This is a genomic window from Caulobacter rhizosphaerae (assembly GCF_010977555.1).
In the GTDB taxonomy this organism is placed as follows: Bacteria; Pseudomonadota; Alphaproteobacteria; order Caulobacterales; family Caulobacteraceae; genus Caulobacter; species Caulobacter rhizosphaerae.
In genome coordinates this window covers 5448575-5461108 of record NZ_CP048815.1, presented here as the reverse complement: position 1 = coordinate 5461108, position 12534 = coordinate 5448575, and the positions used below count along the sequence as shown (strand labels likewise).

Below are 12534 nucleotides of genomic sequence, written 5' to 3'. Positions count from 1 at the left end.
GGGCGCCCGGAAATTCTCCCCACATCCCGGACGAGTGCGCCGCTCCAAGAGGCTCCCGCGTGACCCGTGTCCTGGTATTCTCGACCCTCTATCCAAACGCGGCTCAGCCGAACCATGGGGTGTTCGTCGAGAACCGGCTCCGAGCCACGATCGCGCGGGGCGGCATCGAGGCCACCGTCATTGCACCGGCGCCGTATTTCCCGCTGTCCCACGAAGTTTTCGGCCGCTACTCGACCTTCGCCCGGGTCCCGCGGCACGAGGTGCGGCACGGCGTCGAGGTCTGGCACCCGCGCTACCTGGTCATTCCGAAGGTCGGCTCCGGCTATGCGCCCGAAGCGCTCTTTCGCCGCGGGCTCGCGCTCGCGCGCCAGCTGCAGGCGGCCGGCCAGCAGTTCGACGTCATCGACGCCCACTACTTCTACCCGGACGGCGTCGCCGCCGCGCGTCTGGGACAGGCCCTTCGGCTGCCGGTGATCATCACCGGCCGAGGAACGGACCTCACCCTGATCCCCGACGAAACGGGCGCCCGCCGGCGGATCCTCTGGGCGGCCCATCAGGCGAGCGCCATGGTCACGGTCTGCGGCGACCTGAAGCGTCGGCTGATCGCCCTGGGCGCGCCCGAGGATCGGACCCTGGTCCTGCGCAATGGCGTTGATCTTCGGCTTTTTCGCCCACAAGACCGGGCCGCCGCGCGCGCGGCCCTCGGGCTGGACGGATTCACGCTGCTCTGCGTGGGCGGCCTTATCCCGCGAAAAGGAGTCGACCTGGTCCTTGAGGCGCTCGCGAAACGCCCCGACTGCAATCTCCTGATCGCGGGGGGCGGCCCCCTGCGCGCGACGCTGGAAGCTCATGCCAGGCGCCTGGGCGTCGCCGGCCGCGTCCGCTTCCTCGGCGAGGTCGCGCACGCCGACCTGCCGAGCGTCTATGCCGCGGCCGACGTCCTGGTGCTGGCGTCCTCGCGGGAGGGCTGGGCGAACGTGCTGCTCGAGGCGATGGCCTGCGGCACGCCGGTGGTCGCGACGAACGTCAACGGCGCCGAGGAGGTCATTCGGTCGGGCGCCGCGGGCGTGCTCATGAACCGACGCACGCCGGAAGGTCTGGTGGAAGCGCTGGACCTCCTGCGTCGAAACATGCCGAGCCGGACGGAGACCCGGCGCTACGCGGAGGCCTTCAGCTGGACCCGGATCGGCGAAGCCAACAAGGCCTTGCTCGATGGGGCGGCCGCGGCGGGGTTCGAAGGCAGACACGCCCCGGGCGTCCTGGACCTCGCTCGCCGTCTCCTCGGCGAACCGGAGACTGGCGTGTGCGACCCGGCTGCGCCGTGACGGCGGACCGCTGGACGGTCAACGCTCAGACCAGAGTCGATGACGCCGCGGGCCGCGTGGCGATCTCCCGGTCGCTCGGCGACGGGTCCTCTTCGCGCTGGTCGTTGGCGGCCTGAGCGCCGGATGCGGCGTTGTGCGCCAGGAAGGCGTCGAACACCCAGGTCAGCCAGAGCGCCTTGGAGTGATCCTGGAACCCCTCGACATGCTCAATGGCCATCTTTCTCACACGCCCGGTGTCGATCATGCCGCAGTCGCGTAGGTGCGGACTATCCGCCAGGCTAAGGATCGCCTGGCGCAGGGGGCCTCGGAACCAGCGCGCGATGGGGGCCGAGAAGCCCTGCTTGGGCCGGTGGAGCAGATCGCGCGGCAGGTAGGGCTCCATGGCGCGCTTGAGGATGGCCTTGCCGCCGCTCGCGCGCGACAGCTTCAGGGCCGGCGGCAGCCAGAAGGCCATGGCGACGAACTGCGGGTCGAGCATCGGCGATCGGACCTCCAGGGAATTGGCCATGCTCGCCCGGTCCACCTTGGTCAGGATGTCACCAGGCAGATAGGTCATGATGTCGGCGTACTGGGCGCGTTGCAGCGGATCCAGCGGCGCGTCCGCATTGAACGCCGTGCGAACGACGTCGCCGGCGTCGTAGCCTCCCAGCGCTTTCCGGAAATCGGTCGTCAGCAGGGCCGCCCGCGCCTCCTCGGGCAGCGCGGAGGACATGCGGGCGTAGGCGCTCGCGGAATCCAGCGACAGTTCACGCAGGGTGGTCTTGGCGCGGAGGGGCCGTGGGAGCCAGGCGCCGCGCGGATAGATGTCCGCCAGCGGGCCGAGCAGGCGAGCGCGCACGGACGGCGCGACGTGGGCGCGCACACGCTCCCCGACGCAGTGGAAGGCGTGGCGTCGATAGCCGGCGAGCGCCTCGTCGCCGCCGTCGCCCGACATGGCCACCGTCACCGATCGCCGGGCCTGGGCGCACACGGCGAAGGTGGGGATCGCCGAGACGTCGCCGAACGGCTCGTCATGGATTTCCGGCAGTCGCCTCATCATCTCGAAATCGTCGGCGCTGACCCGGCGGACGTCGTGATGCGTCGCATAGCGTTCCGCCACGGCGCGGGCGTAGGAGGTCTCGTCGAAATCCCGGTCGCCGAACGCGATCGAGAAGGTGTCGATCGGGCGCCCGGCCTGCAACGCCATCAGGGCGACGACGGCGCTTGAATCGACCCCGCCCGACAACAGCGCCCCCAGGGGCACGTCGGAGACGAGGCGACGCTTGACCGCCGCGGCCAGTGTTTCCACCAGGAGCTCGGGGGTCACGGTTCCCGACGCCGGCGCGGTCTCCAGCAGGGACCAGTATCGACGAATCTCCGGAGGGCGCCCCCGCCGGGCCAACAGGTAGTGCCCGGCCGGCAGCTTCCGGATGGAACGGTAGATGGTCTTCGGGTCAGGCACATAGCCGTAGGTGAAGAAGTCCTCGACCGCCTGCGCGTCCAAGGCGCGATCGGCTTGCGGCAGGGTCAGCAGGGCCTTGATCTCGGAGGCGAAGGCCAGGGTCCCGTCGGGACTCACCTGGTAGTGCAGCGGCTTCTTCCCGAAGTGGTCGCGCCCGAGGACGAGCGTCTGCTCATTCTGGTCCCAAAGCGCGAACGCGAACTGTCCCTGCAGCTTCGAGAACAGAACCTCCCGCCATGCGCGCCATCCATGCAGCAGCACTTCCGTGTCGCTACGGGTCTCGAAGCGCGCGCCCTTGTCCTCGAGCTCCGCACGCAGCTCATGGAAGTTGTAAATCTCGCCATTGAAAACGACGGTGAGGGCCCCGTCGCGGGTCTCCATCGGCTGAGCGCCGCCCACGATGTCGATAATGGCCAGCCGGCGATGGCCGAGCGCCACGCCAGGCTCAAGATGGACGCCCGCGCCATCCGGACCGCGGTGGGCGATCGCGGCGATCATGCGCCGGAGCAGCGCCGGATCGTATGGCCGTGATCCTTTGATATCGAACAGGCCCGCGATCCCGCACATGCTGCCTCCAAGTCCGCCGCTACCGAGGACTGGAGTTTGGCTCCGCCGCGTCGTGCGGGGCCTGTCAAAAGGCGAGGACGACCCCCGATGGCGAAAATTCTGTTCCTCGCACACCGCGTGCCGTTCCCGCCCGACAAGGGCGACAAGATCCGGGCGTTCCATATCCTGGAGCATCTCGCCGCGCGGCATGAGATCTGGCTCGGCGCGGGGGCGGACGACCTGGCCGACCTGCGGAGCCTGCCGATGGCCAAGGCTCGCTACCGCGACGCCTGCTTCGCCCCCCTCGACCGCTTCCGTCGCGCCCGCAACATGGCCTGGGCGGCGGTTGCCGGGGCGCCTCTGAGCGTGGCGCGTTTCCGGCATCCGATGCTTGAACGCTGGATCGAGGACGTGCTGCGGGAGGTCCGCCCGGACGTGGTCTTCGTCTTCTCCTCCGCCATGGCCCAGTACGTCGTCGGCCGGATGCGCCCCGGCGCGCGCCTGGTGGTGGATTTCGTCGACGCGGACGCCGAGAAGTGGCGCGCCTACGCCGAACGCGCCTCGGTCCCCGCGCGCTGGATCTACGCCGCCGAGACGCGGCGGCTGATCCGCTTCGAGCGGCGCGCCCTCGACGCGGCGGTCGCCGGGATCCTGGTCTCCGAGACCGAACGGCGGCTGCTGGCGAACCTTCAGCCCGACGGCGCCGACAAGCTGCTCGTCATCACCAACGGGGTGGCCGCCGATTGCTTTGGGGTGATCCCGAACCCGAACATCCAACCGGCGATCGTCTTCTGCGGCCGCATGGACTACGAGCCGAACATCGACGGCGTCGAATGGTTCGTGCGCGAGATCCTGCCCAAGGTCCGTGAGCGCAGACCCGACGCGGTGTTTCGCATCGTCGGCGCGGCGCCCGCCGCACGGGTGTTGGCCCTGCGCGCGACGCCAGGGGTCGAGGTGACCGGCACGGTGCCTGACGTCCGGCCCTACCTCGCGGGAGCGGCGGTCGTGGTCGCGCCGCTGCGCATCGCTCGCGGGATCCAGAACAAGGTGCTCGAAGGCTTGGCCGCCGGGCGCCCCGTCGTGGCCACGCCCGACGCGCTCGACGGCATCGCCGCGCGGCCGGGGCGCGATGTTCTGGTGGGGGCGGACGCTCAAGGCTTCGCGACGGCGGTCGCGGACGTGTTGCTGGGCCTCGCTCCGGCGGACCTGGGTTCCCGCGGCCGGCGGTTCGTGCAGCGCCACCATCGTTGGGACGTCCAGCTCGAGGCGATGGATCGGCTCATCGCCGACGTGGTCAAGCCGCTTTCAGACCAGGCTGCGGCTTAGGCCAGGCTGCGGCTTAGGATTGGGGAGATCGCGTTGGCGACCGGCAGGGGCAGCCGCCGCCAGACTCCGATCAGCGCGGCGTAGCGCGGGTTCGTGGGATTGACGTTCGGCAGGACCTTGGACTTCAGCAATCGATATTGATGCGTGATCGGCCGCGGCTCGAAGCCCCAATGGCGCTTGAACTCGTAGGGACCCGTTCCGACCTTGCTGCGCCCGAAATCGAAGGTGGTGCAGCCGCGTTCCGCGGCGTGCCGCATGAGGGCCCAGAGCATCAGGTCGTTGGCCTGGAGGGCGCGCGCTTCCGGCAGGCTGCCGGTATAGTAGGGCAGGACCTGGCCACGGAAGTAGTAGCTCAGGACCGAGCTGACGGGTCGGCCTTCGGAACTCACCGTCAGGATGTCGCAATCCGATCCGAACACCGAGTAAAGCCGCTCGAAGAATCGTGGCGGCAAGGCGGGCGTGCCGTGGTTTCTCATGGTGCGGGAATAGAGGTCGTAGAACACCTGGGGAGAGGTCTCGACGCGGGTGGTCATGCCGCGCGCAAAGACCCTGCGGAGGAGAGCCCGCTGCCTTTTGGGCAGCTGCTCGAAGTTGTCCTCCTCGGCCGCGGCGATCGGCGCTGCGAAGCCGGCATAGAGGTCCCCCCGCGCGCGCCAGTTCTCCGAGGCCACGGGCAGGTCGCGCAGCTCGACATAGTCGACCCCCAGCTTGCGTCCCAGTGTTTCGGCCTGGTCCAGGATGGCGGCCAACGAAGCCGCGTCCGACGCGAGCGGGCCGCCGCCAACGCAGAAGGCGTTCGAGATCAGGGCATGGCCGAAAAGGCGGCTGCGGATCTCCACCATCGGCAGGATCGCCGCGAGGCTTCCATCGTCACGACGCTCGGTCAGATAGTGGGCCCGGTGACCGAAGACCTGGCTGGCCACCTCGCGCCATGCCGATCGGTGGAAGAAGGTGGCGTCGGGATGGTTGAGGACGAACTCATCCCACTGTTGCTCGGAAGTCGGCGTCATCGAGGGCCTCCGGCCAGGTCGAAGGCGCGATCTATCCGGTCCCAGCGAAAGTCGCGGGCCAGCCGCCTCAGGCGGTCGTGCGTCTTGGACAGGTTCACGTAGTGGCGAAGGCGGGACTTGAGCGGCGCGCCCCTGGCGCGCGGCTGTCCGGGGTCCAGTTCCCAGGGATGGATGTAGAAGACGGCGGGCATGTCATCGACGCGGTTCACGCGGTCGATGGCGGCGCGGGAAAGCCAGTAGGGCAGCAGCCGGAAATAGCCGCCCCCCCCGCAAGGCCAGTTGCGCGCGCCGAAGCGGACGGTGGAGATCGGGATCTCGACGAGCGTGGTGGCGCCGTCGGGTCGGTAGGCGGTGCGCGGCGCGTCCGGAACGCCATAGAAGTCCCGGGCGACCGGGTAGACGCTCGAGCTGTACGCGTAGCCCTCTTCCTCCAGCGTCCGCCAAGCCCAGGGCGTGTGCGGCCCGACGCTGAAGGTCGCGGCGCGATAGCCCCGCACCGGCACGCCGGCGATGTCTTCCAGAACCCGGCGCGACTTGCGAACGTCGTCGCGGAAGTCCTCGGGCGTCTGGCTGTCCACCCGGATGTGACTGAAGCCGTGGCTGGCGACCTCGTGGCCGGCGTCGGCGATGCGGCGGACGAGGCCAGGGTGACGGACGGCGATCCAGCCCAGGGTGAAGAAGGTGGCCCTGACGCTCGCCTCGGCGAACACGTCGAGGATAAGCTGCGTGTTGCGCTCCACCCGGGATTCGCACCCCTCCCAGTCCGCGCGAGGGTAGATGGAGGCAAGGGCCTGAACCTGGAAGTAGTCTTCCACGTCGACGGAGAGGCCATTGATGACCTGGGCCGTCGGCGCGACCGATCTTCCACCCCGGCGGTTCAAAAACTCCTCCTGAAGCCGATGGAGACGGCGTTTTCGGCGATCCGTTCGCCGCCCGGGAAGAGCTGCCGGCTTTTGGTCCGGTCGAACCTAGTGTCGAACTCGGTTCTCGGATTGATCTTGTAGGTCAGGCGACCGGAGAAGCCGTGCGTCTTGCTCGCCCCATAGAGCAGGCTCTCATAGGTGTGGGCGTAGTGCGTTCCGAGGGAGAGCGTGAGGTCCGGTCGAAGACGCCGAGTGTAGTCCACTTGACCGATGAAGGTTCGGTCACGGCCGCCCGACCGCAGGAAGGTCCTGTTCGTCCAGCTTCCCGAGGCCGTCAGGGAATCGGTGGCGCCCGTATAGAGCGCGCGCAGCTCGCCGGACCTGTACACCGATGTCTCGCCGTAGAGGTTGCCGTCGAACGTGAAGCCCGTCGGCGCGTTCGGCAGTTGCAGTTGTGCGCTGCGCTGGACGAACTCGCGGAACGATCTGGCCACGGCGAGCTGGCCCGGCTGGATCGTCTTCGAATAGGCGCCGATCAGCTGCAAGGTTCGCGAGACCTGGAAATTGGCGTCGGCCGCCCAGGCGGTGCGGTGGTATCGGCTGCCGCCTTCGACGCTGATCTTCGAGCGCGCGTTCGGCGTGAACTCCAACCCGGCGCTGGCGATCGGCGCGGTGATGCGCGCAATGCCCGGCGGCGTGACGCGCTCATAGCCGACGCGCGAGATCAGGCGGACTTTCGGCCGGAGTCCCACGAACACCGACTGGACCGCGTTCGCGGCCTTGTAGCCATGGTCGTCCTTGACGAACTCGCCGGTGGTCAGCCATTCGTATCGCCGCAGCCGCGCGCCGCTGCCGACGCTGCCGACCAGCTGGACGATGCTGTCGTCTTCCGGCAGCGCCCGGGCGGAATCGCGGTCGTTCGTCGCGTAGAAGACCTGCGAGAAGCGCGCCGCCGCCGCGACGTCGACGTGATCGCCTCGCGTCATCGTCAGGCGCGGGCCCACGGCGTAGGTGGACAGCCGGACGCGTCCGCCGACCCCGTGACGCTGGGTGGCGGGGGCGCCGAATGTCGAGATGGAGCCATTGGTGACCGCGCCTTCGGCCTCGATGGCGAGGGTGTCCCGGATCAGCTGCAGGTTCGCGGCGCCGTTGCCGGACACAGACCCCCCGTTGAAGTCCGACAGGCGCGAATAGACGTCGTAGGACGCCTCGCCGACAGCCCGGGCCGTCACGCGGCTGGTGGCGAGATTGGCTTCCACGCCGAGCAGGCCACGCAGGATGAAGTCCGACGTCCTGTCGGAGGCGGTGACGCGCGCATTGTCGGTGTAGACGCCCTGAACGCCCAAGGTCGGGGTGATCGAGAACGGGCGTTGATCGACGGGTTCCGCGGCTGGCGCGACGCCTGCGGTCAGGGTCATGCAGGTTGTACAGAAGAGCGCGGCCCACGTAACGCCGGGATGAGGTTTCCGCTGCGAGGGGTGTTCGCAAGACATGTTCCGCCGTTTCCCCCGAGCCGACCGGCTCAATGCCGCCTGGAATAGCGAACGTGCGACTGCGACCGGTCGGTCTTGTTGAAGACCAGCGCGACACGCGCCGCGTCAAGCGGACCGGCGTGGCGGTGCAGGATGCCCAGTCCTTCGTCGACTTCCGCCCGCTTCGACTCGCCCATGGCCGCGATGAAGAGGATCTGGCCGGCGTGCTTGGCCAGCGAGACGGTCGCGCTGCAGGAGAGCACCGAGCCGGAGTCCATGATCACGATCCGCTCCTCGCTTCCGTGATGCAGCGTCTCGATCAGGCGCCCCATGCGTTGGCCGGCCATCAGCTCTGGCGCCGTTATGCGGGGCCGACCGAACGGGACGGCGTAAACGCCTCGGACGCTGGTGGGGTACAGGATGTCGCTGACTTCCAGATCCTCGTCGTCCAGATAGTCGAGAAGTCCCAGCTGGTCGCCGAGCTTCATGCGCCTGGAGAGCTCGGAACCGCCCATGTCGGTGTCGATGAGGACGACGCGACGGTCGTGCTCAAACATGAAGCTCAAGGCGAGCCCGAGGGTCATCGTGGTCTTGCCTTCGCCAGGCGAAGCGCTGGTGATCAGGATCGTCCGGGGATCGTAGGGCCCGACATCCGCTTCCATCCGCGCCAGCATGTGTCGCTTCAGGACCCGGAACTCCTCGCGCGTGCGGGATTCGTCGAAGCGGGGCGGGGCGACCACGCCGACCCGCTTCAGCTCTCCGGCCCGTGTCCACAGGTTCTGGACCAGGGGCGTGTCGCGGTTGTTGGTCGTCAGGGCCCTGGAGTCGGTCGCGACGAGGCTCGGGAGGAGTTGAGGCATGTTGCTCACGGCCGGTAATCCCAGGTTGTACGATAGGATTTCAGGATGATGGGCGGGTTCGACGCCGGGCCGCCGATGCGTCTCGGCGCGCGCGCCAGCCGAGTCGGCCGGGCGTTCCATGCGGGCTCCCAGGACAGCGTGCCGATCACGGGAAGCTGCACGGCCTGTTCCAGCTCCTGCGTCGATACGAATATGCTCCTTGTCGCGGCCCGCAGCCATCCCGCCGCCAGCCCGCCGCCGATCGCGAGCACGCCGGCCAGAGCCAGGTAAAGGACGCGGTGCGGCCCGATCGGGGCCGTCGGAACCGTAGGCTCCCGGGTGACCTGGTACTTGCCGACGCCGTCGGCGCCGTAGACGGCCTGCGACATCCGGGTGGCGACACGCTTGTTGAGCAGTTGCTGGTAGGCGTTGCGAAGCACCTCGTCGTTCTTCTGCAAATTGGTCCATTCCGAAGCGACCTCGGGCGGGATGGGGACGGGCATGATCCGCCGCGGCGCATATCCCGCGACCAGGGCCGGCGATCGGGGCGCGGTGGTCAGGGCCTCCCTCTCCTCCAGATCGCGCGCGCGGAGCGCTTCGGCGAGCTGCCGGCGGGTCGCGATAACGTCCGGATACTGTTCGGTGTAGGTGGCGCGGAGGCCCGTGAGTTGCGACTCCAGCTCCGTCACGCGCTTGGCGGCGGCGAAGGACCTTGGCGCCGGAGCCGCCTGGGCGACGGGCGCGGGGGCCGGCCTCGAGTCCTGGAAGCCAGTGTCGATCGTCGTGGCCGACACCGTGGGGTGGCTTCGCCGAAATTCGGCGATCTTGATTTGCGAGGCCGCGACCATCGCGGCGTAGGAATCCACCTGCTCGTCGAGGAACTGGCCCGCCCGTCCGAGATCGGCTTGAGCGCGATCCACGTTGCGGGCGACGAACTGGTTCAACAACAGCCGCACCACGTCGCGCGCCCGAACCGGGTCCTTGTCCTTGACATGAAGCTCGACGAAATCCTCTCCCGGGTCTCGCGCCAGGGTGATCTTCTTCCTGAGCCGGGCCATCTCCACCTCAAGGGCGGCCCGGTTCATCGACGCCGCCGCCGGATCCATCCGCCGCACGACCTTCTCGAGGTTGACGTCGTTGAGCAGCGTCTTCTGGACGACGTAGGGGCTGCCATAGCCTTCCCCCACGATGGACATGCCCTCAGCGGTGGCGGCGAGCGGCGTCTGGCCGTTCACGTAGATCTGCCCCCAGGCGTCGTATTCGTTCGGGAGATGAAGAACGTAGGCCGCCGCGCCGCCCCACAGGGCCACGGTGGTCGCGGCCGCCAGCCAGCGGTAGCACCAGATCCGGCGGCTTTCGTTCCTGATGAGCGTGAAGAGGGGATCGAGCATGGAAGCACTACTCTCTCGAAGCCGGCCTCGCCCTCGGGCGGGGTCGGCATTGAAGGCCGATGGGCTCGGTCAGAACATCCGTTCAGGGATGCGGATGATGTCGCCCGGCATCAGGTTCACGTTGGCTTGCAAGTCGCCCGATCGGACCAGGTCCTTGAGCCGCAGCGGGTAGGACTGGTAGGCGCCGTTCTCGCGCCTCAGCAGCTTGGCCCCGTTGCCATTGGCGAACATGGTGAGGCCGCCGACATCGATCAGCACGTCCAGCGCGGTGAGCCCGGCCCGATACGGGACCGTCTTGGGCGTCACGGCCGCCCCGATGACACGAACCGCGGCCGAGTTGCCCGGCGCGGCGAAGGCTTTCACCACGACGGTGACCACCGGCTCCTGGATATAGTTGGAAAGCGAGGTTTGGAGGTTTTCGGCCAGTTCCGTCGGCCGGCGGCCCTGCGCCTGGATGTCCTGCACCAGCGGGGTGGTGATCCGACCGTCGGGGCGGACCGGCGCTTCCACCGAAAGGTCAGGGTTCTTCCAGACGAAAATCTGGAGGATGTCGCCCGGGCCGATGAGGTAGTCGGCCGCCTCGGACACGCCCCCCTCGGACACGGGCGCCTCCGACACGGGCGCGTGTCGGCCAAGGTCCGTGGCGGGCTGGGCGTTGGCGGCTAGCGGGATCACCGCGCAGAGCACGCTTACAACGCCGAGCTTCCGCCAATGATGCGCAACGCTGATCTTGAGGGTCCGTCGTCCGGACGATCCGTCAGCGGCCGCGGAGATGCTCGACAGTCGACGTTCCAATGTTTGGCCCCTTTTACGCCTGCGACCCGGGCCACGTGGCGTCGCCCCGGTCTCCGCTCGCCGCTGAACGATCGAGCGGTTGCACCCCATGAATAGGAACACTGGGACGATCATGACTATGTCGAATGATGGATCGGCGGCCGGTGAGAAGGCGCTATTCGGCCCCTGGGCGAGATGCCGCACCACACCACGAGGGCACCATGATCCCCTATGCTCGGCTCAAGCCTGGGCCCGGGTTCCAGGCGCGACGCGCGCTGTTCTATTACGGACAGCGGATGGCGACCGCGCCCGTGATCCGCCGCGCCCTGTCGTTTCTCATCGCCGCGGCCGTGCGCGTGCGACAGGGCGGACCAGTGACCTGGCCACGCGACGGGACGTGCAGAACCGTGCTGGCCGACCTCAGGAAGGAGGGGCTGGCCATGCTGCCGCCCCTCGTTCCCCGGGCCGAGATCAAGCGGATCGCCGACTATTTCCGCGGCGCCATGGTCGCCGCGCCGAACGGCGGGCGCCTCCCTGTCGAACAACTGCCGGCGGGCGCCGCCGCGGCGGATTACAGCCTGGAGACCGTCCTTGCGTGTCCAGGTCTGCTGACGCTCGTAAACGCGCCGCGGGTTCTGCGGATCGCGGCGGACTATCTGGGCTGCAAACCAACGATTTCAAGCATCGGCGTGCGCTGGACATTCCCGTTCAGCCGCGAGGCCAGGCGGTTTCAGAGCTTTCATCGCGATGTCGACGACTGGCGCTTCCTGAAGCTGTTCATCTATCTATCGGACGTCGACGCTGGCTCGGGCCCGCACAGTTTCGTCCGAAGATCCCACGACACCGCCTTCGGATTGACCACGAGGGCCTACACGCAGCTCGAAATTGAAACGCGCTTCGGGGGTCACAAGATAGCGATCGTGACAGGGCCGATGGGCACCACCTTCATGGCCGATACCTTGGGGGTGCACTGTGGCGGCCGTCCGACCACAGGCCCGCGCCTGATGCTCCAGGTGCAGTATTCGCTGCTGCCCGTATTCGCGTTCCGCTACGAGCCCGTCGAGAGCGAGGCGATGGTGGACGCCTATTGCAACCGCCTTCTGCTGCGCCAGCGGCCCCATGCGTGCGCGCGAAGGGGGCGACCGTTTTAGCCGCGTTGATCGCGCTCACGGCGGCCGCCAGCTCGCGGGAGGCCAGCCCCAGTTCCCCTGAATGGCCTTCGAACCAACATAAGAGGGGGATCACTTCCGGGCGCGCGCGCCAACTCCATCATCGGATGGAGGCGGTCATGACGCTCGATGGTGAAAAACCCAAGGCCAAGCGCGGCTTCGCCGCCATCAGCCCGGAACGCCGCCGGGAAATCGCCGCTCGCGGCGGCGCCAGCGTGCCGTCTGGGAAACGCAGCTTCTCCCAGAACCGCGAACTGGCCGCCCGCGCGGGCCGCATCGGGGGATCATCCTCACCGCCTCCTAAGGAACCCGACTGAGGGGCTCATCGGCCGACGGAAGGGCCCGGCCTGAAAGGCCTGGCCCCGACCTGGAGGCGGA

Annotated in this window: 11 protein-coding genes; 4 read left to right on the top strand and 7 right to left on the bottom strand. The window is 68.3% G+C overall.

All coding sequences use genetic code 11. The features are described from left to right. Positions 1-59: 59 nt before the first annotated feature. Positions 60-1325 carry a glycosyltransferase family 4 protein gene (locus G3M57_RS24955; RefSeq protein WP_163233436.1) on the top strand — a complete coding sequence of 422 codons (1266 nt, stop codon included), beginning with the start codon at positions 60-62 and terminating at the stop codon, positions 1323-1325. 25 nt (positions 1326-1350) lie between these two features. Here the strand turns inward: G3M57_RS24955 and asnB are convergent, their stop codons facing one another. After that, complete coding sequence (asnB, locus tag G3M57_RS24950) at positions 1351-3333, bottom strand: asparagine synthase (glutamine-hydrolyzing) (protein ID WP_163233856.1); 1983 nt, start codon at positions 3331-3333, stop codon at positions 1351-1353. An 87-nt stretch (positions 3334-3420) separates the two neighbouring features. Here asnB and G3M57_RS24945 point away from each other — a divergent pair, with 87 nt between their 5' ends. Further along, entirely contained in the window at positions 3421-4638 is a 1218-nt protein-coding gene (locus tag G3M57_RS24945) for a TIGR03087 family PEP-CTERM/XrtA system glycosyltransferase (RefSeq protein WP_056756148.1), read from the top strand. Here G3M57_RS24945 and G3M57_RS24940 read toward each other — a convergent pair. From G3M57_RS24940 to G3M57_RS24915, 6 genes are all read right to left on the bottom strand, one after another. Continuing rightward, positions 4635-5648 carry a FemAB family XrtA/PEP-CTERM system-associated protein gene (locus G3M57_RS24940; protein ID WP_163233435.1) on the bottom strand — a complete coding sequence of 338 codons (1014 nt, stop codon included), beginning with the start codon at positions 5646-5648 and terminating at the stop codon, positions 4635-4637. The two genes, G3M57_RS24945 and G3M57_RS24940, sit on opposite strands and share 4 nt — an antisense overlap. Then, positions 5645-6529: an XrtA system polysaccharide deacetylase gene (locus G3M57_RS24935; protein ID WP_163233434.1), complete on the bottom strand. Its 885-nt coding sequence runs from the start codon at positions 6527-6529 to the stop codon at positions 5645-5647. The genes G3M57_RS24940 and G3M57_RS24935 overlap by 4 nt, the downstream gene beginning before the upstream one ends. Continuing rightward, positions 6526-7929, bottom strand: a complete 1404-nt coding sequence (locus tag G3M57_RS24930; protein ID WP_163233433.1) for a TIGR03016 family PEP-CTERM system-associated outer membrane protein — start codon at positions 7927-7929, stop codon at positions 6526-6528. The genes G3M57_RS24935 and G3M57_RS24930 overlap by 4 nt, the downstream gene beginning before the upstream one ends. Before the next feature lie 104 nt (positions 7930-8033). After that, positions 8034-8963: a nucleotide-binding protein gene (locus G3M57_RS24925; RefSeq protein WP_230983763.1), complete on the bottom strand. Its 930-nt coding sequence runs from the start codon at positions 8961-8963 to the stop codon at positions 8034-8036. Continuing rightward, positions 8849-10213, bottom strand: coding sequence for a hypothetical protein (locus tag G3M57_RS24920; RefSeq protein WP_163233432.1), 1365 nt, complete (start codon positions 10211-10213; stop codon positions 8849-8851). The genes G3M57_RS24925 and G3M57_RS24920 overlap by 115 nt, the downstream gene beginning before the upstream one ends. Positions 10214-10282: 69 nt before the next feature. Continuing rightward, positions 10283-10816, bottom strand: coding sequence for an XrtA/PEP-CTERM system exopolysaccharide export protein (locus G3M57_RS24915; protein ID WP_244322581.1), 534 nt, complete (start codon positions 10814-10816; stop codon positions 10283-10285). A gap of 392 nt (positions 10817-11208) precedes the next feature. On the opposite strand from G3M57_RS24915, the gene G3M57_RS24910 reads away from it, so the two are divergent. Continuing rightward, positions 11209-12138 carry a phytanoyl-CoA dioxygenase family protein gene (locus G3M57_RS24910; protein WP_230983761.1) on the top strand — a complete coding sequence of 310 codons (930 nt, stop codon included), beginning with the start codon at positions 11209-11211 and terminating at the stop codon, positions 12136-12138. 137 nt (positions 12139-12275) lie between these two features. After that, positions 12276-12473: a stress-induced protein gene (locus G3M57_RS24905; protein ID WP_056756126.1), complete on the top strand. Its 198-nt coding sequence runs from the start codon at positions 12276-12278 to the stop codon at positions 12471-12473. The last annotated feature ends 61 nt before the right edge of the window (positions 12474-12534 follow it).

Excerpts from the sequence above, each read along its gene's own strand:
- G3M57_RS24920 (WP_163233432.1), bottom strand. The coding sequence starts at position 10,213 with ATGCTCGATCCCCTCTTCACGCTCATCAGGAACGAAAGCCGCCGGATC.
- G3M57_RS24910 (WP_230983761.1), top strand. The coding sequence starts at position 11,209 with ATGATCCCCTATGCTCGGCTCAAGCCTGGGCCCGGGTTCCAGGCGCGA.
- asnB (WP_163233856.1), bottom strand. The coding sequence starts at position 3,333 with ATGTGCGGGATCGCGGGCCTGTTCGATATCAAAGGATCACGGCCATAC.
- G3M57_RS24940 (WP_163233435.1), bottom strand. The coding sequence starts at position 5,648 with ATGACGCCGACTTCCGAGCAACAGTGGGATGAGTTCGTCCTCAACCAT.
- G3M57_RS24945 (WP_056756148.1), top strand. The coding sequence starts at position 3,421 with ATGGCGAAAATTCTGTTCCTCGCACACCGCGTGCCGTTCCCGCCCGAC.
- G3M57_RS24905 (WP_056756126.1), top strand. The coding sequence starts at position 12,276 with ATGACGCTCGATGGTGAAAAACCCAAGGCCAAGCGCGGCTTCGCCGCC.
- G3M57_RS24925 (WP_230983763.1), bottom strand. The coding sequence starts at position 8,963 with ATGGAACGCCCGGCCGACTCGGCTGGCGCGCGCGCCGAGACGCATCGG.
- G3M57_RS24930 (WP_163233433.1), bottom strand. The coding sequence starts at position 7,929 with ATGACCCTGACCGCAGGCGTCGCGCCAGCCGCGGAACCCGTCGATCAA.